Genomic DNA, 24,670 nt, shown 5'->3' with positions numbered 1-24,670 from the left:
CGTCCCGGATGTCGACAAATCCACGAACTCGGCGCTACGGGCGTCCGTGACGCCGCTCCGCCGGGTCGCCGGAGCGGACCCGGCGGACCGGCGGAGGGCGCGTACGGACGGCCCCGGCGCGAACTCGGTCAGGGGGTGGCGGAGCCGCCGCCGTCGCCGACGGAGGTGACCCAGTCGACGGTGTCGGAGCCCCAGGTCCACACCTGGTCCCACCAGCCGCGGCCGGTGCCGACCCATTCCTGGAGCGGGGTCAGTTCCCAGACCAGCCAGCCCGCCACGAAGAACAGCAGGATCATGACGAGGCAGCCCTTGAGGCAGCCGAGGCCGGGGATCCGCACCGGGTTGGCGCTGCGGCGGCGCGGCTCGCGGGGTTCCCGCGGGGGCCGCGGGGCCCGCTGCTGCGGCGGCGGGGACTGCGGCGGCTGCTGCTGCGGCTGCTGCCGGTACTGGGGCTGGTGCTGCGGCTGCTGGTACTGCTGGGGCGGCGGCTGCGGCTGGTACTGCTGGGGCTGGTGCTGCGGCTGCTGGTGCTGCGGCGCCCGGTGCTGGGGTTGCTGCGGCTGCTGGTACTGCTGCGGCGGCTGCGACTGCTGCTGGTAGTGCTGCGGCGGCGGGGACTGCCGGTACTGGGGAGGCTGCTGCGGCTGCTGCGGCGGGCGGGGCTGATGCTGCGGGGGCGGCGGCGCCTGGCGCTGCGGGCGGCGGCGCAGCGGGTCCTCGCTCGGGTCGAGGTAGTGCATCTGCGTCTGCTCGTTGCGGTCGCGGACGGCCCGCATCTGCGACTGCCACGGGTGCGGGGCGTCCGGCTGCTGCACGGGCGGCATGACCGAGGTCGCCTCGGCGGGCGCCGCCCCGGTGGTGGGCAGCACGGTGGTGGCGTCGGCCCCGCCGATGGGCGGCATGACGCTGGTCATGGCGTTCGGGTCGTACGCGTCCTGCGGGCCGGCCGGGGCGTGCGTCGGGGCGATGACCCCGGGCGTCGCCGGGACCGGGGCGGGCGAGGGGTCGGGGGCGAGCAGCGCGCCGACCCCGAGGGCGGCCTCGACCTCGGCCGGCGAGGAGTGCACGCCGATGCCGGAGGCGACCACGCGCAGGCCGCGGGCCAGGCTCTGGGCGCTGGGGCGCTCGTCGGGCTCCTTGCGCAGGCAGCGCTCGATGACGATCCAGACCGGTTCGGGCAGGGTCGGGGGCCGCTGCGGCTCCTCGCTCAGGTGGCGGTGGAGCACTTCGAGCGCCGAGCCGCCGGCGAAGGGCGGCCGGCCGGTGACCAGCTCGTAGAGGAGGATGCCGGCGCCGTAGATGTCGACGGCGGAGGTCTGCGGGCGGCCTTCGGCGGACTCGGGGGCCACGTAGGCGGGGGTGCCGACGAACTCGTGGGTGCGGGTCAGGCCCGGGGAGTCGGCGAGGCGCGCGATGCCGAAGTCGGTGAGCATCGGCTTCATCTGGCCGTTGCTCTCGTCCAGCAGCACGTTGGCCGGCTTGAGGTCGCGGTGGACGACGCCGTCGGCGTGGCTGGCGGCGAGCGCGTCCGCGATCTGGGCGGTCAGCAGGCTCGCGGCGACCGGGCTGAAGGGTCCGTTCGCGCGGAGGTACTTGTGCAGGTCGGGACCGTCGACCAGGTCCATGACCAGCGCCAGCAGATCGCCCTCGACGACGAGGTCGCGGGTGCGCACGATGTTGGGGTGCGTCAGGCGCAGCAGGACGGAGCGTTCGCGCAGGAAGCGCATGACGATGTCCGCGTCCTGGGCCAGCTCCTCCTTGAGGACCTTGATGGCCACGGTCTCGCCGGGCTGCCCGGCGACGGCTGCCTCCGCACCGGCGGTCTCCCGCTGGCGGGCACGCCAGACAGTGCCCGTGGCGCCGCGTCCGAGCGGCTCCTCGAGCAGGTACTTGCTGCCGACTGGCCGCACGTCTCGCGCTCCCCTGCTGTCGTCTGTTCCGGTGTTCGGGTCTTCCGGTTCTCGGGTGGGACCGGCGTTCCCCGGCTGATTCCGCTGGATGGGTTTCGGCCCCCCAACTCTAGGGGGTGTCCTCGGGGAAGACGCGGGGCGACGGAGGTTGGTTGCCGCACATATGTACGAAGAGTGAGATTCACCGGGTATGCCGGGGGCGTTTTCGCTCGGATTTCATCCGACGGCCTGTCCGGATTTGTTCGGTCCGGGCGCCCCCGTCGACCGATCAAGATCATTTGTTGCCGGGTGCCGGGCGTGTTGTGTGTGACAGGTGCGAGGATGCACCCGTACGGAACGGCCGGGACGGGAGCCCTGCCCTTCCGGCGTACCTGACCGGACGACGCGTCCGCGCCGGGTGGGGGTGGTCGGGCAGGCATGCTCCACCGGTTCCCCGCCGGGCGCACGGACCGCGCACTGCGCTCCGCGCAGAAGGGACCGCTGACGGCGATGCAGATCCGGCTGACCGTCCTTGGGTCGCACCGCGGCCACCAGACCGCCGGCGCCCCGGCCAGTGGTGACGTACTCGTCACCGCGCCCGCCGGCACTCCGCTGGCCGCCGTGGCCTCCGGGCTCGCCGCGACCGCGGGCGGCCCCGACACCGGCGGCACCGTGGTGCTGTACGCCGGGTCGCAGCGCCTCGATCCGCAGCGCGCCGTCCTGGGCGAGCCCCCGCTGGTCGACGGGGCGGTGCTGGCCCTGCACACCCCGGTGCCGAACGCCGACGCGCTGCCCGACGAGGGCCCCGGCGCCCCGCAGCTGCACGTGGTGGCGGGCCCGGACGCGGGCGGGGTGCACCTGCTGCACCCCGGAGCGGTCCGGATCGGGCGCTCGGCGGACGCCGACGTACCGCTGGACGACCCGGACGTGTCACGGCTGCACTGCGCGGTGACCGTGATGGCGGACGGCCGGGTCGCCGTGGCCGACCTCGGCTCGACGAACGGCACCACCCTGGACGGGGCGCCCGTCGGACCCCGGCCGGTCGCGCTGGCCCCGGGAGCACTGCTGCGGATCGGCGAGTCGACGCTGCGACTGGCCCACGGGGGCCCGGTCCCCCTCGCCCTGGTCCCGGACCTGGAGGGCCACCTGTCCCTGGCGCGCCCCACCGACGGGCGCGAAGCGGAACCGGCCCCGGCCCCCGACCCGACCCCGGACCCCGGTACGGGCGCCGACCTCCGGGGCCGGACCCCGTACGCGGTCGCCGACCCCGGCGCCGACCCGGCCGGCCCCGCCGACCCGTACGCCGGCGCGACCCCCGACGCCGCCCCGCCCGGCGGCGCCCGGCCGCGCCGCGGGATCGGGGCCTGGGCCCGCAAGTGGGTCCGGGGCGACGAGGCCGAGCCGGAGGCCGTGGTGGAACCGGAGGCACCCCTCGCCGCGGCGCCCGACCCCGACGAACCCGCCTCGCTGCTGCTGGCCGCCCTCGGACCCACCGACCGGCTCTGGTCGCGCGGGGCAGGGCACCCCCGGCTCCTGGAGGTCGGGCTCGGCGCCGGCAGCCGGGTCCCGCTGCTCGGCACCGGCTCGCTCGGCATCGCCGGCCCGCGGGCCCGGCTGACCGGGGTGGCCCGCTCGGTGGTCGCCCAGCTGGCCGCGCTGCACGCGCCCGGACAGCTGGAGATCGTCCTGATCGCGGCCGACCGGGCCCGGCCCGTCCAGGAACGCCTGCGGGACTGGGGCTGGCTGGGCTGGCTGCCCCACGTACGCCCCGCGCACGGACAGGACTGCCGGCTGCTGCTGGCGTACGACCGCGACCAGGCCGCGGCCCGGGCCGGGGAGCTGACCCGACGGCTGGACGACAGCCCGCTCGGCACCAACTGGGCCGGCGCGGACCCGGTCGCCGTGCGGGAGGCGGCCCGCGGCTACGAGGGGCCGCGCACGGTCGTCGTCGTCGACGGCGATCCCGGCTCGGGGGCCCTGCGGGACCTGACCGGCCGGCTGGCCTCGCACGGGGCGGCCGCCGGGATCCACGTCGTGGCCCTCGCCGAGGCCTCGGCCGCCACGCCCGCCTCCCCCGTGGTCACCACGTACGAGAGCGCCTGCGCGGCCACACCCGCCTTCCGCGACTGCGCGACGGCCGCCCTGCTCAGCGGGGACGTCGCCACGGCCGTACGGACCTTCGCGGTCAGCGGCGGCAGACCCGTGGCGCCCGGCGGGACCGCCGTCGCCGACGGGGTCTCCGCCGCCTGGGCGGAGCGTTTCGCCCGGGCGCTGGCCCCGTTGCGCGCGGACGCGCCGACCGGCGACGGCGGGTACCGACCGGCCGCCGCGAACCTGCCCGCGACCTCGCGGCTGCTGGACGAGCTGGGGCTGGCCCGGGCCACCCCGGCCTCCCTGATGGCGCGTTGGGCCGCCGCGACCGAGCAGGGCCAGGGCGTCGGCGGCCTCGCGGAGATCGTCCTCGGCACCGGCAGGCGCGGCCCGGTCGGCGCCGAGCTGGCCCACGAGGGACCGCACCTGCTCGTCGAGGGACCGGCCGGGAGCGGCCGTACGGAGCTGCTGCGCTCCCTGGCCGCCTCGCTGGCGGCGGCGGCCCGCCCCGACCGTCTCGCCCTGGTCCTCCTCGACGGCGCCGGCGGGGAGCGCGGCGACGGCCTCCTGCCCTGTACGGAGCTGCCGCACGTCTCGGCGCACCTGGTGGCGTCCGACCCGGTGCGCATGCGGGAGTTCGCCCAGGCCCTCGGCGCCGAACTCAAGCGCCGACACGAGCTGTTGGACGGCATGCCCTTCGCGGAGTGGCACGCCCACCGGGCGCTGTCCGACCACATGGTGTCCCCGCGCCGACCCACCCCCGGCGAGCAGCACGGCGACCTGGATCCGCCGCGCAGCGGCACCCTGCGTCTGCGGGCCTCGACGCCGCGCACCGACCCGGCTGCGGGTCCCAGTCCCTTGCCCCGGCTGGTGGTGCTGGTCGACGACTTCGACGCGCTGGTGGCGCCCGCCCTGGGCAGTACGGGCCGACCCGCGGCCGGTTCGGTGGTGCGGGCGCTGGAGGCGGTGGCCCGTGAGGGGACCCGGCTCGGGGTGCACCTGATCGCGGCGACGGGCCGCCCGGAGCGCACGGCGGACTCCGAGCCGGCCCGGCGGGCGACGCTGCGGGTCGCGTTGGACTCCCCCGACCAACCGGGACCCGGGCGCGGTGTGCTGCGGTACGCCGACGGTCGCCTGGTGCCCTTCCAGGGCGGTCGGGTCACGGGCCGGATCCCGCGGACGGCGACGCTGAGGCCGACGGTCGTGCCGGTGGAGTGGGACCGGATGGGCGACCCGCCGGCCCGCCGGCCGGTGCGGGAGCTGGGCAACGGCCCGACCGACCTCGCCCTGCTGGCCAGCGCCCTCGACCGGGCCTCCCACCTGGTGTCGGCGGTGCCCGTGCTCTTCCCGCCGGCCCCCTGACGTCCGCCCCGGCTCCACCGGCGCCCCCGCGAGGCGGTATTGCGGGGGTGCGCGGGGCGGCGTAGACCTTGTGGCACGGGACACACCACCAAGGCCACACGGCATCGGGGGCACCACCATGCGACGCCAGCAGGAACACCGGGAACAGCCGGAACAGCGAAGTACGGGCCGTACGAGGGGCCTCGCCCACGTCGGGGCGTGGACGGCCCTGGCCGCGGCGGGGGCGCTGACCCTCGCGGGCTGCGGGGACGGCAAGGATCCGGAGCCCGGCCCCCCGCAGGGGGAGCGGCCCTCGGCCTCCCAGGTGCGGTTACCGCAGTTGCCCGGCGAGAAGCTCGAGGTCGCGGCGGTGTGGACGGGCCCCGAGCAGGCCAACTTCACCAAAGTGCTGAAGGAGTTCGAGAAGCGGACCGGGGCGAGCGTCACCTTCGTCCCGGCGCAGGACCCGATCGTCACGTTCCTCGGTACGAAGGTGGCGGGCGGCGCCCCGCCGGACGTGGCGCTGCTCCCGCAGGTGGGGGCGTTGCGGGCGGCGGTGCAGAACAAGTGGGCGCAGCCGGTGGGTCCGGAGGCGAAGGCCCAGTTGGACGCGAACTACTCGGCGGGCTGGAAGGACCTCGGCGCGGTCGACGGCACCCAGTACGGCGTGTACTACAAGGCGGCCAACAAGTCGCTGATCTGGTACAACGCCAAGGCCTTCGAGGCGGCGGGCGTGACGCCCCCGAAGACCTGGAAGGACCTCGTCGCCGCGGCCGACACGCTCTCGGCGTCCGGTACGCCGGCGGTTTCGGTGGCGGGGGCGGACGGCTGGACGCTGACGGACTGGTTCGAGAACGTCTACCTCTCCCAGGCGGGTCCGCAGAAGTACGACCAGTTGGCCAAGCACGAGCTGAAGTGGACGGACGACAGCGTCAAGCAGGCGCTGACGACGCTCGGCGAGCTGTTCGGGCGCAAGGACTTCCTGGCGGGCGGCCAGAGCGGGGCGCTGTCGACGGAGTTCCCGAAGTCGGTGACGCAGACGTTCACCGGTGGTGACCGGCCGGCGGCGGCGATGGTCTTCGAGGGCGACTTCGTGGCGGTGAACATCGCGCAGACCGAGGCGAAGGTGGGTGAGGACGCCCTGGTGTTCCCGTTCCCGGCGGTGGGCGCGAAGCCTCCGGTGGTGTCGGGCGGTGACGTGGCGGTGGCGTTGAAGCCGTCGAAGGGCGCGCAGGCGCTGCTGACGTTCCTGGCGTCGCCGGACGCGGCGGAGATCCAGGCCCGCCAGGGCGGTTTCGTCTCGCCGAACAAGGCCGTGGACCCGGCCGCCTATCCGAACGACATCCAGCGCGGGATCGCGAAGTCGCTGATCGCGGCGGGCGACGACTTCCGGTTCGACATGTCGGACCAGGCTCCGGCGGCGTTCGGCGGTACGCCGGGCTCGGGCGAGTGGAAGGCCCTCCAGGACTTCCTGGCGAACCCGGCGGACGTGGCGGGGGCGCAGGCGAAACTGGAGGCGGAAGCGGCCAAGGCCTACGGGGGCTGACCGGTGGCGGCCACGGCTTCACGGAAGCCGACCCCGGAGGAACCGGCCTCGGGCCGGCCGGCGTCGGGTGGACCGACCGTAGAGAAGTCGGGCTCGGGCAAGCCGGGCTCGCGCGGACCCACCGCGCGCAGGCCCACCTCGCGGAAGTCGGCCGAGGAGCGGCGCCGGCGCCTGATCGCGGCGGCGTTCCTCCTCCCGGCCCTCGTCCTGCTGGGCGCGCTCGTGGTGCACCCCATCGGCTACTCGGTGTACCGCAGCTTCTTCGACCGCTCCGGCGACGCATTCGTCGGCGGGGCCAACTACCGGGAGATCCTGGGCGACGACACGATCCGTACGGCCCTGACGAACACCGCGGTGTGGGTGGTGCTGGCGCCGACGACGGCGACCGCGCTCGGTCTGATCTTCGCGGTGCTGACCGAACGGGTGCGCTGGGGAACGGCGTTCAAGTTGATCGTCTTCATGCCGATGGCGATCTCCATGCTGGCGGCGGGCATCATTTTCCGGCTGGTCTACGACCACGACCCGGGCAAGGGCGTCGCCAACGCCGTCTGGGTGGGGGTGCACGACACCTTCGCGGAGTCCTCGGCCTTCCCCCGGGCCCGCCCGGGGCGGGACTCGCCGCTGGAGCCGGTCGCGGGCGGCGCGTTCGTGACGCGCGATCCGGTGCGGGCGGGCGTGCCGGTCCTGCTCCCGCTGGTCGGGGTGGCGCCGGAGGACCTGCCGGAGGGGACCCGTACGGCCGGGGCGGCGGGCTCGGATCCGCTGAAGGTCACCGGCACGGTCTGGCAGGACTTCACCCGGGGCGGCGGCGGTACGACGAACGGCGTGGACCCCACCGAGTCGGCCTTCGCCGGGATGCGGGTCGAGGCCGTGAAGGACGGCGAGGTGGTGGAGTCGGCGACGACCCGCGCCGACGGCGTGTTCCTGATGTCCGCGAAGGCGGACGGGGCGCGGCTGAGGCTGCCCGCCGAGAACTTCCGGGAGGCGTACGCGGGGGTGCGGTGGCTCGGCCCGACGTTGGTGACCCCGGCGGTGATCGGGGCGTACGTCTGGATGTGGGCCGGTTTCGCGATGGTGCTGATCGGGGCCGGGCTGGCATCGGTGCCGCGGGAGCTGTTGGAGGCGGCGCGGGTGGACGGGGCGAGCGAGTGGCAGGTGTTCCGCAGGATCACGGTGCCGCTGTTGGGGCCGGTCCTGGTGGTCGTGCTGGTGACGCTCGTCATCAACGTCATGAAGGTCTTCGACCTGGTCTTCGTGATCGCGCCGGGGGCGGTCCAGGACGATGCGAACGTGCTCGCGCTCCAGTTGTACCGGACGTCGTTCGGCACGGACGCCGATCCGGGGTTGGGCAGCGCCATCGCCGTACTGCTGCTGGTGCTGGTGGTGCCGGTGATGCTGGTGAACATCCGTAGGCTGCGCAAGGAGGGATCGCGATGAGCGCCGCTCCGGGCGGGACGAGCGCAGGTCCGGGCAGGACGAGTCCCGCTCCGGGCGGGACGAGCGCAGCTCCGGGCAGGCGGACCGCGTCGGCGGGTCGGGCGGTCGCCGCGCGGGTGGCGTCGGGGGCGGTCCGGGTGTTCCTGGTCGTCGTCGCCGTGTTCTGGCTGGTTCCCGCGCTCGGGCTGCTGCTGTCCTCCTTCCTGGCTCCCGACGATCTGAACCGGGGCGGCTGGTGGCAGGTGCTGACCGCCCCGTCGCGGCTGACGGCGTCGAACTACGGGCGGCTGCTGGAGAACGACACGATCACCGGTTCGCTGCTGAACACGGTGGCGATCGCCGTCCCGGCGACGCTGCTGGTCCTGGTCCTGGGCGCGTTCGCCGGATACGCCTTCGCCTGGATGGAGTTCCCGGGCCGCGACTGGCTGTTCCTGCTCGTCGTCGGGCTGTTGGTGGTCCCGGTGCAGGTCGCGCTGATCCCGGTCTCCGAACTCTTCGGCTCGATCGGCCTGTTCGAGACGACGGCGGGCGTGGTGTTGTTCCACACGGCGTTCGGGCTGCCCTTCGCGGTCTTCCTGCTGCGCAACTTCTTCGCGGAGATCCCGCGCGAGCTGCTGGAGGCCGCCCGCCTCGACGGCGCCGGCGAACTGCGCCTGTTCGCGAAGGTGGTGCTGCCGCTCGGCGGTCCGGCCCTCGCCTCGCTGGGCATCTTCCAGTTCCTGTGGGTGTGGAACGACATGCTGGTGGCGCTGGTCTTCGCCGACTCGGCGCACCCGCCGGTGACAGTGGCGCTCCAGCAGCAGGTACGGCAGTTCGGGAACAACATCGACGTCCTGGCCCCCGGCGCGTTCCTGTCGATGGTGGTGCCGCTCGTCGTGTTCTTCGCGTTCCAACGGCAGTTCGTGACGGGGGTGATGGCCGGAGCGGTCAAGTGAGTTCCGTTGATCACGGCGTTGACGTGGGACGTTGACGCCCGGTAACCCGAATGCCGCACCCGGCGTAACCCGATCACCACACCCGGGGTTCCTGGGCCATATGCCCGCGCCGACCCCTGGATGTGCCGTGCCCCGGTTCAGCGTCATCGTGCCCGCGTACAAGGTTCAGGCGTACCTCCAGGAGAGTCTGGATTCGGTCCTGTCCCAGTCGTACCCGGATCTGGAGCTGATCGCGGTCGACGACGCCTCCCCGGACGCCTGCGGTTCGATCATCGACGAGTACGCGGCCCGCGACCCCCGCGTCACCGCCGTGCACCTGGCGCACAACCTGGGCCTGGGCCCGGCCCGCAACGCGGGTCTGGCCCGGGCCGGCGGCGACTACCTGGTCTTCCTCGACGGTGACGACACCCTCGCCCCGGGCGCCCTCCAGGCCATCACCGACCGGCTCAAGGCCACCGGATCGCCCGACGTCCTCGTCTACGACTACGCGCGCACCTTCTGGACCGGCGAGGTGGTGCGCAACCGGCTCGCGCACCGCCTGAGCGAGGAGGGCGCGGCCAGCTTCCGGCTCGCGGACCGCCCGGAGCTGCTCGGCATGCTGATGGTGGTGTGGAACAAGGCGTACCGCCGCGAGTACGTGGAGCGCGAGGGCCTCACCTTCCCGCCCGGCTTCTACGAGGACACCCCCTGGACCTATCCGGCGCTGCTGGCCGCCGAGTCCGTGGCCGTCCTGGACCGGGTCTGCGTCCACTACCGCCAGCGCCGCACCGGCTCGATCCTGACCACCTCCAGCCGCCGCCACCTCGACATCCTCGACCAGTACGAGCGGGTCTTCGGCTTCCTCGGCACCCGCCCCGAGCTGGAGCGTTGGCGGCCGACGGTGCACCGGCGGATGGCCGAGCACTTCTGCGCCCTGTACGCCGACCCGCGCCGTCTCCCGCGCGCCGGGCGCGCCGAGTTCTTCGCCCGGGCCTCCACCCTGCTGCGCCGCCACCGGCCCCCGGTCGGCCCGACCGGCCGGCCGCTGTCGGCGTCCGGGACGGATCGGCTGCGGCACACCCTGATGCGGCTCGGGACCCGGCGCGCGTACCGGGTCCTGTCGTCGGCCCGGCGGGCCGCCCTGGCCGGCGCCGGCGGGGCCCGGGTGCTGGGCCGGGGCCTGCGCGAGACGCTGCTGCGGCTGCACTACCGGATCCAGCGGTGGCTGCCGCTGCGGCCGGAGCTGGCGGTCTTCTCCGCGTACTGGCACGGCGGTTACGCCTGCAACCCGGCGGCGATCGAGGCGAAGCTGCGCGAACTGGCCCCGCGGATGCGGACGGCGTGGATCTGCGACCCGGAGCACGCGGCGACGCTGCCGGCGGCGACGACCGCGCTGCGTCCCGGTTCCGCCGCGTACTGGACGGCCCTCGCCCGGGCCACCTACCTGACCACGAACGTCAACTTCGACCGTGCGCTGGTCAAGCGGCCCGGTCAGATCCTGGTGCAGACCCAGCACGGCACCCCGCTCAAGCGGGTGGGCCTGGACCTCCAGGACCGGCCGGCGGCGACCCCGACGACGGACTTCGCGGGGCTGCTGCGCGGCGCCGACCAGTGGGACTACCTGCTCTCCGCGAACCGGCACTCCACCCTCGTCTGGGAGCGCGCGCTGCCGTCCTCGTACACCACGCTGGAGTACGGCTACCCGCGCAACGACGCCTTCCACCGGGCCGGCCGCTCCGAGGTGCTGGAGCTGCGCGAGCGCCTGGGCATCGCGCCGGGTTCCACCGCGATCCTGTACGCCCCGACGCACCGGGACTACCGGCGCAGCCGCCCCGACCACCTGGACTTCGAGCGGGTGCTGCGCGATCTGGGCCCGCGCTTCACCGTGCTGGCCCGTACGCACCTGACGTACGCGGGCACCACCGCGCCGTGGGAGCCGCACCCGCGGCTGATCGACGTCTCGGCGCACCCCTCGGTGGAGGAGTTGTGCCTCGCCTCGGACGCGCTGGTCACCGACTACTCGTCCCTGATGTTCGACTACGCGGCCCTGGACCGGCCGATCGTGATCCACGCGGACGACTGGGAGGCGTACGAGGCGGCCCGCGGCACCTACTTCGACCTGCGGGCGTGCCCGCCGGGGGCGGTCGCCCGCACCGAGGACGAGCTGGTGGACATCTTCGCCACCGGACACTGGCAGGGCTCCCGCTCGGCCCAGCTGCGGGCCTCGTTCCGCTCGCGGTTCTGTTCCCACGACGACGGCCACGCCGCCGAGCGCGTCGTGCGGCGGGTCTTCCTGGGGCAGGCCGTTCCGCTCCCGGCGACCGTCCCGCTGGAGGAACGCCGGCCCGCGCCCGCGGCGCCCGCCCCCGCGCCGGAGCCGACGATGGCCAACCTCGGCTCGGGCGGCTTCGGCTTCTGAGCGCTCCCCCGGCCCGCCGGCTCCGGCCGGGTGGACGGGTCGGGGATCAGCCGGCCCGCAGGCCGGCGACGACCGAGCGGGCCAGCTCGTCCAGGTAGCCGGCCGGCACCGGCTCCCGTACGACCACCTGCCGCCAGTACAGCGGGCCGATCGCCAGGTCCAGGGCCCGGTCGGGGCTCGTGGACTCCGGCAGTTCGCCGCGCGCGACCGCCTCGGACACGATTCCCTCGGCGAGCCGGCGCTGACCGTCCAGGATCGCGCCGCGCACCGCGTCCGCGATCTCCGGGTTGCGCGCCGCCTCGACCAGCAGGTCGGGGATGACCGCCGAGGCCACGGGGTGGCGCAGCACGTGTGACATCACCTCCAGCAGGGCCCGTACGTCCCCGTGGAGCGAGCCGGTGGCCGGTACCGGGAGGCCGTCGACGGCGAAGGCGCCGACGAGGTCCAGGACCAGGTGCAGCTTCGACTTCCAGCGGCGGTAGACGGCGGTCTTGCCGACCCCGGCGCGCCGGGCGATGCCCTCGATCGACATCCGCGCGAAGCCCACCGCGGCCAGTTCGTCGACCACGGCCGCCCGGATCGCCTCGGTGACGTCCTCGCGCAGGACGGCGGCCCCGGCGGGGGTTCGGCGGGCAGGGCTGGCTGCGGGCTCGGAAGTCATGCACCGAGCATAGCCGCGCACGCCGCCACCCATCCGTCACGACGATACGGTTGCGTTCCGACGCCGACCGGCCTAGTCTCCACGTAACGACGATACGGACCCGTTCCATCGCCTCCTGACGCCATGCCCCCGTCGAAAGCGACTCCTGTGACCGCGACCCACGTGACCACCGTGACCGCCCCGGCGGAGCACGCGCCGCCACCCACCCCGGCCGAGCTGGCCGCGGCCCACGGCCTGACCGTCAGCGGCGCCCGCCCCACGCTTCCCCAGTACGTCGCACAGCTCTGGGACCGGCGCCACTTCGTGACGGCGTACGCCACAGCCCGCATGCACGCCACGTACAGCACGGCCAAGCTCGGGCAGGTCTGGCACCTGGTGACCCCGCTGCTCAACGCGGCCGTCTACTACTTCATCTTCGGCCTCGTCATGCGGGCCAGCCACGACGTGCCCGACTACGTGCCGTTCCTGATCACCGGCGTCTTCGTGTGGGACTTCATCGGCAGTTCCATCAACACCGGCACCCGCGCCGTCCACGGCAACCTGGGCCTGGTGCGCGCCCTGCACTTCCCACGCGCCAGCCTGCCCCTGTCCTCCGTCGTCCAGCTCTTCCAACAGCTGCTCGTCACGATGGGCGCGCTGGTCGTCCTGCTCCTGGCCTTCGGCCAGACCCCGTCCTGGTCCTGGTTCCTCGCCGTCCCGACGCTCTTCCTGATGGCGGTCTTCTGCGCCGGTTGCGCCATGATCATGGCCCGCATCGGCAGCAAGAACCCCGACGTCAGCCAGCTGATGCCGTTCGTACTGCGGACCTGGATGTACTCCTCGGGCGTCATGTGGTCGATCGACAGCTTCCTGCGGGCCGACGACCTGCCGCACTGGGTGCTGCTGGCCCTCAAGGTCAACCCGGCCGCCGTGTACATCGACCTGATGCGCTTCTCCCTGATCGACAGCTTCGGGACAGGTTCGCTGCCCCACCACGTCTGGCCGATCGCCATCGGCTGGGCCCTGCTCGCCGGCGTCGGCGGGTTCGTCTACTTCTGGAAGGCAGAGGAGGAGTACGGCCGTGGCTGACACGTCGACCCGCACCGCACCCGCACCCGCACGGACCGCCGCGCCGGTCCCCGGGACCCGCGTCCCGACCGTCATCGCCGACGAGGTCCACGTCGTCTACAAGGTCCACGGATCCGGCGCCCGCAAGGGCGGCGCCACCGCGGCCCTCAGCCGCGTCTTCTCCCGCCGACCGGCCCCCGGCGTCCGTGAGGTGCACGCCGTCAAGGGCGTCAGCTTCACCGCGTACAAGGGCGAGGCCATCGGCCTCATCGGCTCCAACGGCTCGGGCAAGTCCACCCTCCTGAAGGCCATCGCCGGACTCCAGCCGGTGGCCTCGGGCACCGTCTACTCGCACGGCCAGCCCTCGCTCCTCGGGGTGAACGCCGCCCTGATGAACGACCTGACCGGCGAACGCAACGTGGTCCTCGGCGGCCTCGCGATGGGCATGACCCGGGAACAGGTGCGCGAGCGCTACCAGGGCATCGTCGACTTCTCCGGCATCAACGAGAAGGGCGACTTCATCTCGCTGCCCATGCGCACCTACTCCTCCGGCATGGGCGCCCGGCTGCGTTTCTCCATCGCCGCCGCCAAGGACCACGACGTCCTGATGATCGACGAGGCCCTCGCCACCGGCGACGCCGCCTTCCAGCGCCGCAGCCAGGCCCGCATCGAGGAACTCCGCGAGCGTGCCGGCACCGTCTTCCTCGTCAGCCACGGCATCAACACGGTCCGCGAGACCTGCGACCGGGCGATCTGGCTGGAAGCGGGCGTCCTGCGCATGGACGGCCCGTCCGCCGAGGTCTGCGACGCCTACGAGGCGTTCACCCGCGGCTAGGCGGCCCAGGTCCGGTCGTCACACTCCCGTCGGACCCGCACGCACCACGGCGAAGGCCCCGGTTCCCGGACATCGTCCGGGAACCGGGGCCTTCGCCCGTTCGGGGTGTCAGCTGTGCGTGCGCAGCAGGCTGCGCATCGTCCGCATCGCCACCGACAGGTTCGCCAGGTCGAAGTCGTCCGACCCCTGGATCTCCTCCAGCGTGGAGCGGGCGCGCCCGATGATCGCGGCGTTCTTGTCCTCCCACGCCTTGAAGCGCTCCTCGGGCGTCGAGGTGCCGTTGCCCACCGCCAGGACGTCGGCGGTCAGCGCGGCGTGCGCGGCGAACAGGTCCTCGCGGATGGAGGCCCTCGCCATCGACTGCCAGCGGTCGGCCCGCGGCAGTTCGATGATGCGGTCCATCAGCTGGGTGATGTCCAGCCGGTCGGCGAGGTCGTAGTAGACCTCGGCGACGTCCAGCGGGTCCACGCCCGTGCGGTCCGCGATGGCGACGATGTCCAGCGTCGGGAAGGCCGAGGAGAACCCGGCGACCTTGGCCGCGAGCTCCTCCGGCACGCCCTCGCCGGTCAGCTCGTCCATGATCGACCGGTACCAGTCCAGGTCGGCGCCGCGCACCAGCTTGGGCAGCTCCGACCAGACCTCGGAGACCCGGCGGCCGAAGACCTCGATGGTCTCGGTGATCTGGAGCGGCTGCGGCCGATTGTTCAGCAGCCAGCGCGTACCGCGCTCGACCAGGCGCCGCGAGTGCAGCCGCACCCGGGTCTGGACACTGGCCTCGACCTCGTTGTCCAGCGCCTCGACGTCGTCCCACACATCGGCCAGGCCGAAGATCTCGCGGGCCGCGAGCTGCGCCCGCACGATCTCCTCCAGGGAGGCCCCGGTCTCCTCGCGCAGCCGGTGCAGGAACGTCGAACCACCGGTGTTGACGGTGTCGTTGACCAGCAGGGTCGTGATGATCTCCCGGCGCAGGGCGTGGCCCTCGATCTGCTCGGGGAACTTCGCCCGCAGCGCGCCCGGGAAGTAGGCGTGCAGCAGCCGGCGCAGGTACGGGTCGTCCGGCAGCCCGGTGGCGATGAGCTCGTCCGCCACCGTGATCTTGGTGTAGGCGAACAGGACGGCCAGCTCCGGCTGGGTCAGACCCTTGCCGTTGCTCAGGAGCTCGCGGATCTGCCGGTCGGTGGGCAGGAACTCCAGCCCCCGGTTGAGCAGCCCGTCGCGCTCCAGGCGGCGCATGAAGCGCTGCTGGGCGTGCAGCAGGCTCGGGGCCTGCGCGGCGCCGTTGGCCAGCGCCACGTTCTGCGCGTAGTTGTTGCGCAGCACCAGGTGGCCGACCTCGTCGGTCATCTCGGCGAGGAGCGCGTTGCGCTGCTTGACGGTCAGGTCGCCGTCGGCGACGACCGCGTTGAGCAGGATCTTGATGTTCACCTCGTGGTCGGAGGTGTCCACGCCCGCGCTGTTGTCGATGGCGTCGGTGTTGATCTTCCCGCCCTCGCCACCGGCTCCGGTGCGGGCGAACTCGATCCGGCCGAGCTGGGTCAGACCCAGGTTGCCGCCCTCGCCGATGACCTTGGCGCGGACGTCGGAACCGTTGACGCGGATGGCGTCGTTGGCCTTGTCGCCGACGTCGGCGTGCGTCTCGGCCGTCGACTTGACGTAGGTGCCGATGCCGCCGTTCCACAGCAGGTCCACCGGGGACCGCAGGATGGCCTGCATCAGCTCGGCCGGGGTCATCTTGGTGACGCCCGCCTCGATGCCGAGGGCCTCGCGGACCTGCGCGTTGAGCGGGATGGCCTTGGCGCTGCGCGGGTGGACGCCGCCGCCCGCCGACAGCAGCGCGGTGTCGTAGTCGGCCCACGAGGAGCGCGGCAGGTCGAACAGGCGCCTGCGCTCGGCGTACGAGGTGGCCGCGTCCGGGTTGGGGTCGATGAAGATGTGCCGGTGGTCGAAGGCCGCGACCAGGCGGATGTGCTCCGAGAGCAGCATGCCGTTGCCGAACACGTCGCCGGACATGTCGCCGACGCCGACGACGGTGAAGTCCTGGGTCTGGGTGTCGTGCCCGAGCTCGCGGAAGTGCCGCTTGACGGACTCCCAGGCGCCGCGGGCCGTGATGCCCATGCCCTTGTGGTCGTAGCCGGCCGAACCGCCGGAGGCGAAGGCGTCGCCCAGCCAGAAGCCGTAGGACTCGGCGACCCCGTTGGCGATGTCGGAGAAGGTCGCGGTGCCCTTGTCGGCGGCGACGACGAGGTAGGTGTCGTCCTCGTCGTGGCGGACCACGCCGGTCGGGGGCACGACCTCGCCCGCGACCATGTTGTCGGTGATGTCGAGCAGCGCCGAGATGAAGATCTTGTACGAGGCGATGCCCTCGGCGAGCCAGGCGTCGCGGTCCACCGACGGGTCGGGCAGGTTCTTCGCGACGAAGCCGCCCTTGGCGCCGACCGGGACGATGACGGTGTTCTTCACCATCTGCGCCTTGACCAGGCCGAGGATCTCCGTACGGAAGTCCTCGCGGCGGTCGGACCAGCGCAGCCCGCCGCGGGCGACCTTGCCGAAGCGCAGGTGGACGCCCTCGACGCGCGGGGAGTACACCCAGATCTCGTAGGCGGGACGCGGGGCCGGCAGGTCCGGGATGGCCTGCGGGTCGAACTTCACCGACACGTAGGAGTGCTGCTCACCGGCGCTGGTCAGCTGGAAGAAGTTCGTGCGCAGGGTCGCCTTGATGAGGGTGAGGAAGGCGCGCAGGATGCGGTCCTCGTCGAGCGAGGCGACCTGGTCCAGGGCCCCGTCGAGCTCCTCCAGCATGGCGTCGACGAGTTCGCTGCCGGCGGCCTGGCGGACCGGCGACATCCGTGCCTCGAAGAGCGAGACCAGCAGCCGGGTGGTGTGGACGTTGTTGCGGAGGGTGTCCTCCATGTAGTCCTGGCTGAAGGTGGAGCCGGCCTGGCGCAGGTACTTGGCGTACGCGCGCAGCACCACGGCCTGGCGCCAGGTGAGCCCGGCGCCCAGCACGAGGGTGTTGAAGTTGTCGTTCTCCGCCTCGCCCTGCCAGACCGCCGCGAAGGCTTCCTGGAAGCGTTCGCGGGCGTCGTCCCCGAGGTAGGAGTCGTCGTTGCCGGTCGACAGCGGCATCCGCAGGCCGAAGTCGTAGATCCAGGCGCTGACCCGGTCGGTGCGGCGCAGCTCGTACGGCCGCTCGTCGGTGACCTCGACGCCCAGTCGCTGCAGGACGGGCAGGACGGCGGACAGGGAGACCTGATCGCCGGTCCGGTAGATCTTGAAGCGGCGCTCGCCGGGGCCCGCGCCCACGGGCTCGTACAGCGAGAGCGCGAACTCGCGGTCGCTGGCGGAGAGCCGCTCCAGGTGGCACAGGTCGGCGACGGCCGCGCGCGGCGAGTGGTCGGCCTTGTAGCCCTCGGGGAAGGAGGTGCCGTACTTGCGCAGCAGCTCGGCGGCGCGCTCCTCGCCCAGCTCCGCGACGAGGGCCTCGCCGAAGCCGTCGGCCCAGGACCGGGCGGCCTCGACGAGCCGGGCCTCGATGCGCTCGACGTCGCCGTCGGTCAGGACGGGCAGTTCCTTGCCCTGCGGGACGCGGACGACGAAGTGGATGCGGGAGAGGATCGACTCGGTGTTCCAGGCGGTGAAGTCGACGCTGATGCCGTCGAGCTCCTCCTTCAGGATGTCGATCAGGCGCAGCCGCACGCCCGTGGTGTAGCGGTCGCGCGGCAGGTAGACCAGCGCGGAGTAGTAGCGGCCGTACTCGTCCTGGCGCAGGTACAGCCGCAGTCGGCGGCGTTCCTGGAGGTACAGGACGGAGGTGGCGATGGACTGGAGCTGGTCGACGGGGGTCTGGAACAGCTCGTCGCGCGGGTAGGTCTCCAGGATCTGGAGCAGGTCGCGGCCGTCGTGGCTGCTGGGCGAGAACCCGGCGCCGTCCAGTACCTCGGCGACCTTGCGGCGGATCACCGGGACGCGGCGCACCGACTCGGTGTACGCGGCGGAGGAGAACAGGCCGAGGAAACGGCGCTCGCCGATGACGTTGCCGTCGGCGTCGAACTTCTTGACGCCGACGTAGTCGAGGTACGAGGGGCGGTGCACGGTGGAGCGGCTGTTGGCCTTGGTCAGCACCAGCAGGCGGTGCTCGCGGGCCTTGGCGCGGGCGTCGGCGGGCAGCCGGTTGAAGGACGGCGAGACCGGGTGGCCGTCGTCCTTGCCGCTGTGGTGCGGGTCGGAGCGCAGGATGCCCAGGCCGGTGCCGGGAACGGCGGAGAGGGCGTCGCCGTCGACCAGGTTGTACTCGCGGTAGCCGAGGAAGGTGAAGTGGTCGTCGGCGAGCCAGCGCAGCAGCTCGCGGGCCTCTTCGAGCTCGTACTCGCGCAGGTCCGGGGCGGTCGGCTCGGCGGGGAGCTCCTCGGCGATGCGCAGCGCGGCGTCGCGCATCTTCTCCCAGTCCTCGACGGACTCGCGGACGTCGGACAGGACGCGCAGCAGGTCGACGGTGATCTGCTTGAGGTCGGCCTTGTCGGTCTCGCGGTCGATCTCGACGTGGATCCAGGACTCCACGAGGGAGTCGTGGGGGCGCGCGGTGCGGGGACCGTGGGCGTCGCAGTCGGGGCCGAGGATCTCGATGAGCTTGCCGGTGACGTCACGGCGCACGACGACCTGCGGGTGGATCACGACGTGGATGCCGCGGCCCTGGCGGGACAGCTCGTTGGTGACGGAGTCGACCAGGAACGGCATGTCGTCGGTGACGACCTCGACGACCGAGTGGCTGGAGGTCCAGCCGTTCTCCTCGACCGTGGGGGTGTGCACGCGTACGTTCGCGGTGCCCTGCGGTCGCTTCTCGGCCAGCCGGTAGTGCGAGAGCGCTCCCCCGAACACGTCGACGGGGTCCCGGTCCAGCAGGTCCTCGGGTGCGGTGTGCAGGTAGTAGCGCTGGAGGTAGGACAGCGTGGTTCCCCGGTCGGGGCGCTCCCGTGGCTCGGACCCAGTCGGAAGTAGCCCCCCGGCCGGGCTGTTCTCAGCTACCCGTGCCGCCCGCGCGAGCAGCTCGGCCTTTGCTTCGTCCAGCTTGGTCTGCATGTCCTCTGGCTCCTGTCGCGCGCCATTGCGTGACGTAGGTGGTGAAGGAAGGAATGACAAGGCGCCGCCACGAGGCGGGATGTCCGTCAGGAATCGTTGCCGACGCTATGTCGTCGAATGGGCCGACCGGGAGGGATTCGGCCAAGATCGGCTCGGTGTCCCGGCAGCGGAGACCAGCGAAGGCCCGGGCACGGTCGTGCGCCGGGCGCGGGCCGGGGGCTTCAGTGCCCCCGATGACTATCGCGCTGATCACGGGTACCAGGCTATCCCGATCCACCCCCGGCACGTCATGAGCTGTATGTGTACAAATCCGGGGGTGGAACTTTGACACTCTGGACAGCGACCCGGCGGCCCTGTTCGTGCCGGGTGGCTATCCGGCCTGTTCGCGAGCTGCGGCTACGGCTTCGGCCAGGGTGTCCACGACGAGCACTCCGGCCGATTCCAGACTTGCGCGACTGTGCGAACCCCCTGTGTAGAGCACCGCGCGGGCGCCCACGTGGGCCGCGGCGAGCGCGTCGTCCACGGCGTCCCCGATGAGGACCGTACGGGTGGCACTCACCCCCGCCGCCTCCATGGCCGCCAAATGGCGTACGAGATGTCCTGCCTTGGTCGTGTGCGAGGGCCCGGTGCGCCCGTCGACGCGCAGGAAGTGCCGGTCGATGCCGTGCGTCCGCACCAGGGGCACCAGCTTGTCGTGGGGTGCCAGGGACAGCAGGGACTGGGTCAGTCCGTCGGCCTGCCAGCCGCGCAGCAGCTCCAGCGCGCCCTCGGCCAGCCCGGCCCCGTCGGCCGCCGCCCAGTAGTGCCGGTGGAAGGCCTCGTCCATGACGAGCCACTCGGCGTCGGTGGGCAGCCGTCCCATGAGGCGCTCGTAGAACTTCGGGACGGGGACGACGTACAGGTCGCGGTAGGTCTCCAAGGTGATCGGGGCGAAGCCCAGCTCGGCGAAGGAGGCGTTGGTCGCGGCCATGACGGCGTCGATGTCGTGCAGCAGCGTGCCGTTCCAGTCCCACACGAGGTGGGGGTTCGAGCCGGTCACTTGAGCAGCCCCGGGATCTCCTGGACGCCGAACCACAGCAGCTCGTGGTCCTCGGCGGCGTCCACGACGTAGCGGGCGGCGCCGTCCCCGCCCTCGGCGGCGTCCACGGCCGCGGCGGCGGCCGTGACGTCCTCGCGGGCGTCGTCGGCGTCCAGGTGGACGGCGGCTGCCACGGCGAGGCGTACGGGGGCGGCCAGGGCCACCCGACCGAGGGCGGCCTCGTCGGACCCGGGGTCGGCGGCGGCGGCCTTGTCCTCGACATCGACGGCGACGACGACCCGCGTACGGGGCGCGGCCGGATCGGCGGACAGCAGCCGCAGCGAGGCGACGGCGGCCCGGTTCAGGGCCGCGTACTCCAGTTCCTCGATGTCGTCGGACACGTACCACTCCCGCAGCTCCGGGGTCACCGCGTAGGCGCGGAGCGGGGCGGGCCCCAGCTCGCCCGCCTCGTGCGCCTCGGCGAGGGCCGGGAGTGTCAGGGGGACGTAGACGCGCATGGCCGGCTGCTTTCGATAGTCGGAAACGCCCTCAGGATACGACCGCCCGCCCCGTTCCCGGAGGTGCGTCCGGCAGAGTGACGGGCCCGTACCCTTTCGGGCCCGCCCGGCCGCCCCGGGGCGCGTCCACCGGCGTCCCACCGGGCGGTGCCCGGTGGGCGGGGGCGGGGTCGCGGCCACCCGGATAAGTGAACCGGGCCGCCCTCCGGCCCTGCCCGGCGCCCCGGTTGCGGAGCGTGTTCGGCGGCCGTAGACATCCCCCCACCGAGTTACCGCCCGGTACGACCGCCGGGCCCGGCCCGCACGGGGGAGACGCCATGGACACCACCACGCGCAGCACGGCCGGCGGCGAGGGGAGCCGCAGCAGGCCCGCCTCCGCCCCGCCCGCCGGCCGCACCCGCCCCGCCGCCCGGCGCGACCAGCGGCGCCCGCAGGCCGGCCCCCGCCCGGTCCCCCGGGCCGCCCAGCGGCCCGTCCGGCGCCCCGGCGGCCCGCACGACTGGTTCGCCGAACGCCTCCTGGCGGTGCTCAGCGGGCAGCGGCCCGTGCACTCCCTGCTCGGCCACACCGTCGGCGGGGCGTACGAGCAGCTGGTCGTCCTGGCCCCCACGGGTCCCCTGCGCGAGCGGCTGCGCCCCGTGCTGCGGCACTGCGGCCGCTTCCACCCCGGCCCCGGGGTCATCGAGGCGTTCGCCCGCATCACGACGGGCGACCGGGTCTCGGCGATGGCCTTCCGCTTGGAGCAGGGCTCCGACCTGCGCTGGCGCTGCGCGGCGGTCGAGGTCGGCGCCCCGCGCCCCTGACGGGCACCGGGGCCGCCGCGGTCCCCGTACCCGCCCCCGTGGAACGGGAACGGGAACGGCCGGGGCCGGGCACCCTCAGGTGCCCGGCCCCGGCCGTCGTACGCGGCGGGGGAACCCCTACGCGGTCACTTCTTGCGGCGCCGCCCGCCGGAGGCCTTCTGCGCCTTGCGGCGCTCGGCGCGGGTCATGCCGTCGCCGCCGTCGACGGAGCCGTCCGCGTCGAACTCGCCCTCGATGACACCGCCCTCGCCGTCCACGGACGGGGCCGAGAAGTGCAGCCGGTCCGGACGCTGCGGGGCGTCCAGGCCCTTGGCCCGGATCTCCGGGCGGGCCGCCGGCTCCTTCGTCAGGGACGGGGAGTCCTGCACCGGAAGCTCCTCGACCTGCTGCTCGACCTGGACCTCCAGGTTGAACAGGTAGCCGACGGACTCCTCCTTGATGCCCTCCATCATGGCGTTGAACATGTCGAAGCCCTCGCGCTGGTACTCGACCAGCGGGTCCTTCTGGGCCATCGCGCGCAGGCCGATGCCCTCCTGGAGGTAGTCCATCTCGTAGAGGTGCTCGCGCCACTTGCGGTCCAGCACCGACAGCACCACACGACGCTCCAGCTCGCGCATGATGTCGGAGCCGAGCGCCTTCTCCCGGCCCTCGTACTGCTCGTGGATGTCGTCCTTGACGGACTCCGCGATGAACTCGGCGGTGATCCCGACGCGGTCGCCCGCGGCCTCCTCCAGCTCCTCGACCGTGGTCTTGATCGGGTAGAGCTGCTTGAAGGCGCTCCACAGCCGGTCCAGGTCCCACTCCTCGGCGAAGCCCTCCACCGTCTCGGCCGCGATGTACGCGTCGATGGTGTCGTCCATGAAGAAGCGCACCTGCTCGTGCAGGTCCTCGCCCTCCAGGACGCGGCGGCGCTCGCCGTAGATGACCTCGCGCTGGCTGTTGAGGACCTCGTCGTACTTCAGGACGTTCTTGCGCGTCTCGAAGTTCTGGGTCTCGACCTGCGACTGGGCCGACGCGATCGCGCGCGTCACCATCTTGTTCTCGATCGGGACGTCGTCGGGGACGTTGGCCATGGCCATGACCCGCTCGACCATCTGCGCCTTGAACAGGCGCATCAGGTCATCGCCGAGCGAGAGGTAGAAGCGGGACTCGCCCGGGTCGCCCTGACGGCCGGAACGACCGCGCAGCTGGTTGTCGATGCGGCGCGACTCGTGCCGCTCGGTGCCCAGGACGTAGAGCCCGCCCAGGGACTTGACCTCCTCGAACTCGGCCTTCACGGCCGCCTCCGCGCGGTGCAGCGCCTCGGGCAGGGCGTGCGCCCACTCCTCGATGTGCTCCTCCGGGTCGAGGCCGCGCTGGCGCAGCTCCGCCTCGGCGAGGTCGTCCGGGTTGCCGCCGAGCTTGATGTCGGTACCGCGACCGGCCATGTTCGTGGCGACCGTGACGGCGCCGCGGCGACCGGCCTGGGCGACGATCGAGGCCTCGCGCTCGTGCTGCTTCGCGTTGAGCACCTCGTGCGGGACGCCGCGCTTGGAGAGCTGCTGCGAGAGGTACTCGGACTTCTCGACCGAGGTGGTGCCGACCAGGATCGGCTGGCCCTTCTCGTGCTTCTCCGCGATGTCGTCGACGACCGCCGCGAACTTGGCGACCTCGGTGCGGTAGATGAGGTCGGGCTGGTCCTTGCGCTGCATCGAGCGGTTCGTCGGGATCGGGACGACGCCGAGCTTGTAGATCTGGTGGAACTCGGCGGCCTCGGTCATGGCCGTACCGGTCATGCCGGACAGCTTCGAGTAGAGGCGGAAGAAGTTCTGCAGGGTGATCGTGGCGAGGGTCTGGTTCTCGTCCTTGATGTCCACCCCTTCCTTCGCCTCGATCGCCTGGTGCATGCCCTCGTTGTAACGGCGACCGGCCAGGATGCGGCCGGTGTGCTCGTCGACGATCATGACCTCGCCGTCGATGACGACGTAGTCCTTGTCGGCCTTGAAGAGTTCCTTGGCCTTGATCGCGTTGTTGAGGTAACCGACGAGGGGGGTGTTCACCGACTCGTACAGGTTCTCGATGCCGAGCCAGTCCTCGACCTTCGCGACACCGGCCTCGTGGATGCCGACGGTGCGCTTCTTCTCGTCGACCTCGTAGTCGCCGGTCTCCTCGATGCCCTTCAGCGGCTGGCCCGCCTCGCCCTTGGTCAGGCGGGTGACGAGCTTGGCGAAGTCGGCGTACCACTTGGTGGCCTGGTCGGCCGGGCCGGAGATGATCAGCGGGGTACGGGCCTCGTCGACGAGGATCGAGTCGACCTCGTCGACCACGGCGAAGTTGTGGCCGCGCTGGACGAGCTCCTCCTGCGACCAGGCCATGTTGTCGCGGAGGTAGTCGAAGCCGAACTCGTTGTTCGTTCCGTACGTGATGTCGAAGCCGTACTGCTCGCGGCGCTGCGCCGGCGTCATGTTCGCCAGGATGCAGCCGACGTTCAGGCCGAGGAACTTGTGGACGCGGCCCATCATCTCGGAGTCGCGCTCGGCGAGGTAGTCGTTCACCGTGATCAGGTGGACGCCCTTGCCGGACAGCGCGTTCAGGTACGCGGGCAGCGTGCCGACGAGGGTCTTGCCCTCACCGGTCTTCATCTCGGCCACGTACCCGAGGTGCAGCGCCGCGCCACCCATGATCTGGACGTCGTAGTGACGCTGGCCGAGGACGCGCTTCGCGGCCTCGCGGACCGTCGCGAAGGCCTCGGGCAGCAGGTCGTCCAGGCTCTCGCCGTCCTGGAAGCGCTGCTTGTACTCGTCCGTGAGCGCACGCAACTCGGCGTCGGAGAGGTTGACGAAGTCCTCTTCGATGGAGTTGACCTGGTCCGCGATGCGGTGCAGTTTGCGCAGGATCTTGCCTTCGCCTGCACGCATGAGCTTGTTGAAGACGGACACCGAGGTTTGTCTCCTTGCCGGTCGGGCCTGGGCACTGTACGTACACGGGCACGGCAGGTGGGCCCCACCGCAACGGCCATCGTAAGCGAGGACGTGGTCGCGTCGGGAGGTCCGCCGGGTCCGCAGGGCGCGGACGCCCGGAATGAGAACGTACGGG

Annotated in this window: 14 protein-coding genes; 8 read left to right on the top strand and 6 right to left on the bottom strand. The window is 72.6% G+C overall.

Annotated features, from left to right (window positions below; translation table 11 throughout):
• Positions 1-128 precede the first annotated feature (128 nt).
• On the bottom strand, positions 129-1,910 hold the full coding sequence (locus ACFY0I_RS25225) for a protein kinase (protein WP_388899980.1): 1,782 nt from the start codon (positions 1,908-1,910) through the stop codon (positions 129-131).
• A gap of 489 nt (positions 1,911-2,399) precedes the next feature.
• Between ACFY0I_RS25225 and ACFY0I_RS25220 the strand changes: the two genes are divergently transcribed.
• From ACFY0I_RS25220 to ACFY0I_RS25200, 5 genes are all read left to right on the top strand, one after another.
• On the top strand, positions 2,400-5,342 hold the full coding sequence (locus tag ACFY0I_RS25220; RefSeq protein ID WP_388900411.1) for an FtsK/SpoIIIE domain-containing protein: 2,943 nt from the start codon (positions 2,400-2,402) through the stop codon (positions 5,340-5,342).
• 118 nt (positions 5,343-5,460) lie between these two features.
• The gene (locus tag ACFY0I_RS25215; protein ID WP_388899977.1) at positions 5,461-6,867 is read left to right on the top strand and encodes an ABC transporter substrate-binding protein; all 1,407 of its coding nucleotides are present in this window, start codon (positions 5,461-5,463) and stop codon (positions 6,865-6,867) included.
• Between the two features lie 171 nt (positions 6,868-7,038).
• Complete coding sequence (locus ACFY0I_RS25210; protein WP_388900408.1) at positions 7,039-8,304, top strand: carbohydrate ABC transporter permease; 1,266 nt, start codon at positions 7,039-7,041, stop codon at positions 8,302-8,304.
• Positions 8,301-9,239 (top strand): carbohydrate ABC transporter permease, encoded by a 939-nt coding sequence (locus ACFY0I_RS25205; protein WP_388899974.1) that lies wholly within the window; start codon positions 8,301-8,303, stop codon positions 9,237-9,239. The genes ACFY0I_RS25210 and ACFY0I_RS25205 overlap by 4 nt, the downstream gene beginning before the upstream one ends.
• A gap of 127 nt (positions 9,240-9,366) precedes the next feature.
• Positions 9,367-11,637, top strand: a complete 2,271-nt coding sequence (locus ACFY0I_RS25200; RefSeq protein WP_388899972.1) for a CDP-glycerol glycerophosphotransferase family protein — start codon at positions 9,367-9,369, stop codon at positions 11,635-11,637.
• A gap of 46 nt (positions 11,638-11,683) precedes the next feature.
• Here the strand turns inward: ACFY0I_RS25200 and ACFY0I_RS25195 are convergent, their stop codons facing one another.
• Positions 11,684-12,298, bottom strand: coding sequence for a TetR/AcrR family transcriptional regulator (locus ACFY0I_RS25195; RefSeq protein WP_388899969.1), 615 nt, complete (start codon positions 12,296-12,298; stop codon positions 11,684-11,686).
• A 123-nt stretch (positions 12,299-12,421) separates the two neighbouring features.
• On the opposite strand from ACFY0I_RS25195, the gene ACFY0I_RS25190 reads away from it, so the two are divergent.
• Both ACFY0I_RS25190 and ACFY0I_RS25185 read left to right on the top strand, forming a co-directional pair.
• Positions 12,422-13,366 (top strand): ABC transporter permease, encoded by a 945-nt coding sequence (locus tag ACFY0I_RS25190; protein WP_388899966.1) that lies wholly within the window; start codon positions 12,422-12,424, stop codon positions 13,364-13,366.
• Positions 13,359-14,180 carry an ABC transporter ATP-binding protein gene (locus ACFY0I_RS25185; protein WP_388899963.1) on the top strand — a complete coding sequence of 274 codons (822 nt, stop codon included), beginning with the start codon at positions 13,359-13,361 and terminating at the stop codon, positions 14,178-14,180. Before ACFY0I_RS25190 ends, ACFY0I_RS25185 begins: the two co-directional genes overlap by 8 nt.
• A gap of 108 nt (positions 14,181-14,288) precedes the next feature.
• Here ACFY0I_RS25185 and ACFY0I_RS25180 read toward each other — a convergent pair whose 3' ends face one another.
• The 3 genes from ACFY0I_RS25180 to ACFY0I_RS25170 form a co-directional block, all read right to left on the bottom strand.
• Positions 14,289-19,256, bottom strand: coding sequence for an NAD-glutamate dehydrogenase (locus ACFY0I_RS25180; RefSeq protein WP_388899960.1), 4,968 nt, complete (start codon positions 19,254-19,256; stop codon positions 14,289-14,291).
• Positions 19,257-19,626: 370 nt separating this feature from the next.
• Complete coding sequence (locus ACFY0I_RS25175; RefSeq protein WP_388899957.1) at positions 19,627-20,295, bottom strand: HAD family hydrolase; 669 nt, start codon at positions 20,293-20,295, stop codon at positions 19,627-19,629.
• Positions 20,292-20,792: a DUF6912 family protein gene (locus ACFY0I_RS25170; protein WP_388899954.1), complete on the bottom strand. Its 501-nt coding sequence runs from the start codon at positions 20,790-20,792 to the stop codon at positions 20,292-20,294. Before ACFY0I_RS25170 ends, ACFY0I_RS25175 begins: the two co-directional genes overlap by 4 nt.
• Before the next feature lie 317 nt (positions 20,793-21,109).
• Between ACFY0I_RS25170 and ACFY0I_RS25165 the strand changes: the two genes are divergently transcribed.
• Positions 21,110-21,595 carry an Rv3235 family protein gene (locus tag ACFY0I_RS25165; protein ID WP_388899952.1) on the top strand — a complete coding sequence of 162 codons (486 nt, stop codon included), beginning with the start codon at positions 21,110-21,112 and terminating at the stop codon, positions 21,593-21,595.
• A 125-nt stretch (positions 21,596-21,720) separates the two neighbouring features.
• Here ACFY0I_RS25165 and secA read toward each other — a convergent pair whose 3' ends face one another.
• Positions 21,721-24,513, bottom strand: coding sequence for a preprotein translocase subunit SecA (gene secA, locus ACFY0I_RS25160; protein ID WP_388899949.1), 2,793 nt, complete (start codon positions 24,511-24,513; stop codon positions 21,721-21,723).
• Positions 24,514-24,670 lie beyond the last annotated feature (157 nt).

This window comes from Streptomyces sp. NPDC001568 (genome assembly GCF_042893755.1).
Lineage (GTDB): Bacteria > Actinomycetota > Actinomycetes > Streptomycetales > Streptomycetaceae > Streptomyces.
The sequence above is the reverse complement of the archived record's forward strand: the minus strand, read 5'-3'. Positions and strand labels throughout refer to the sequence as shown.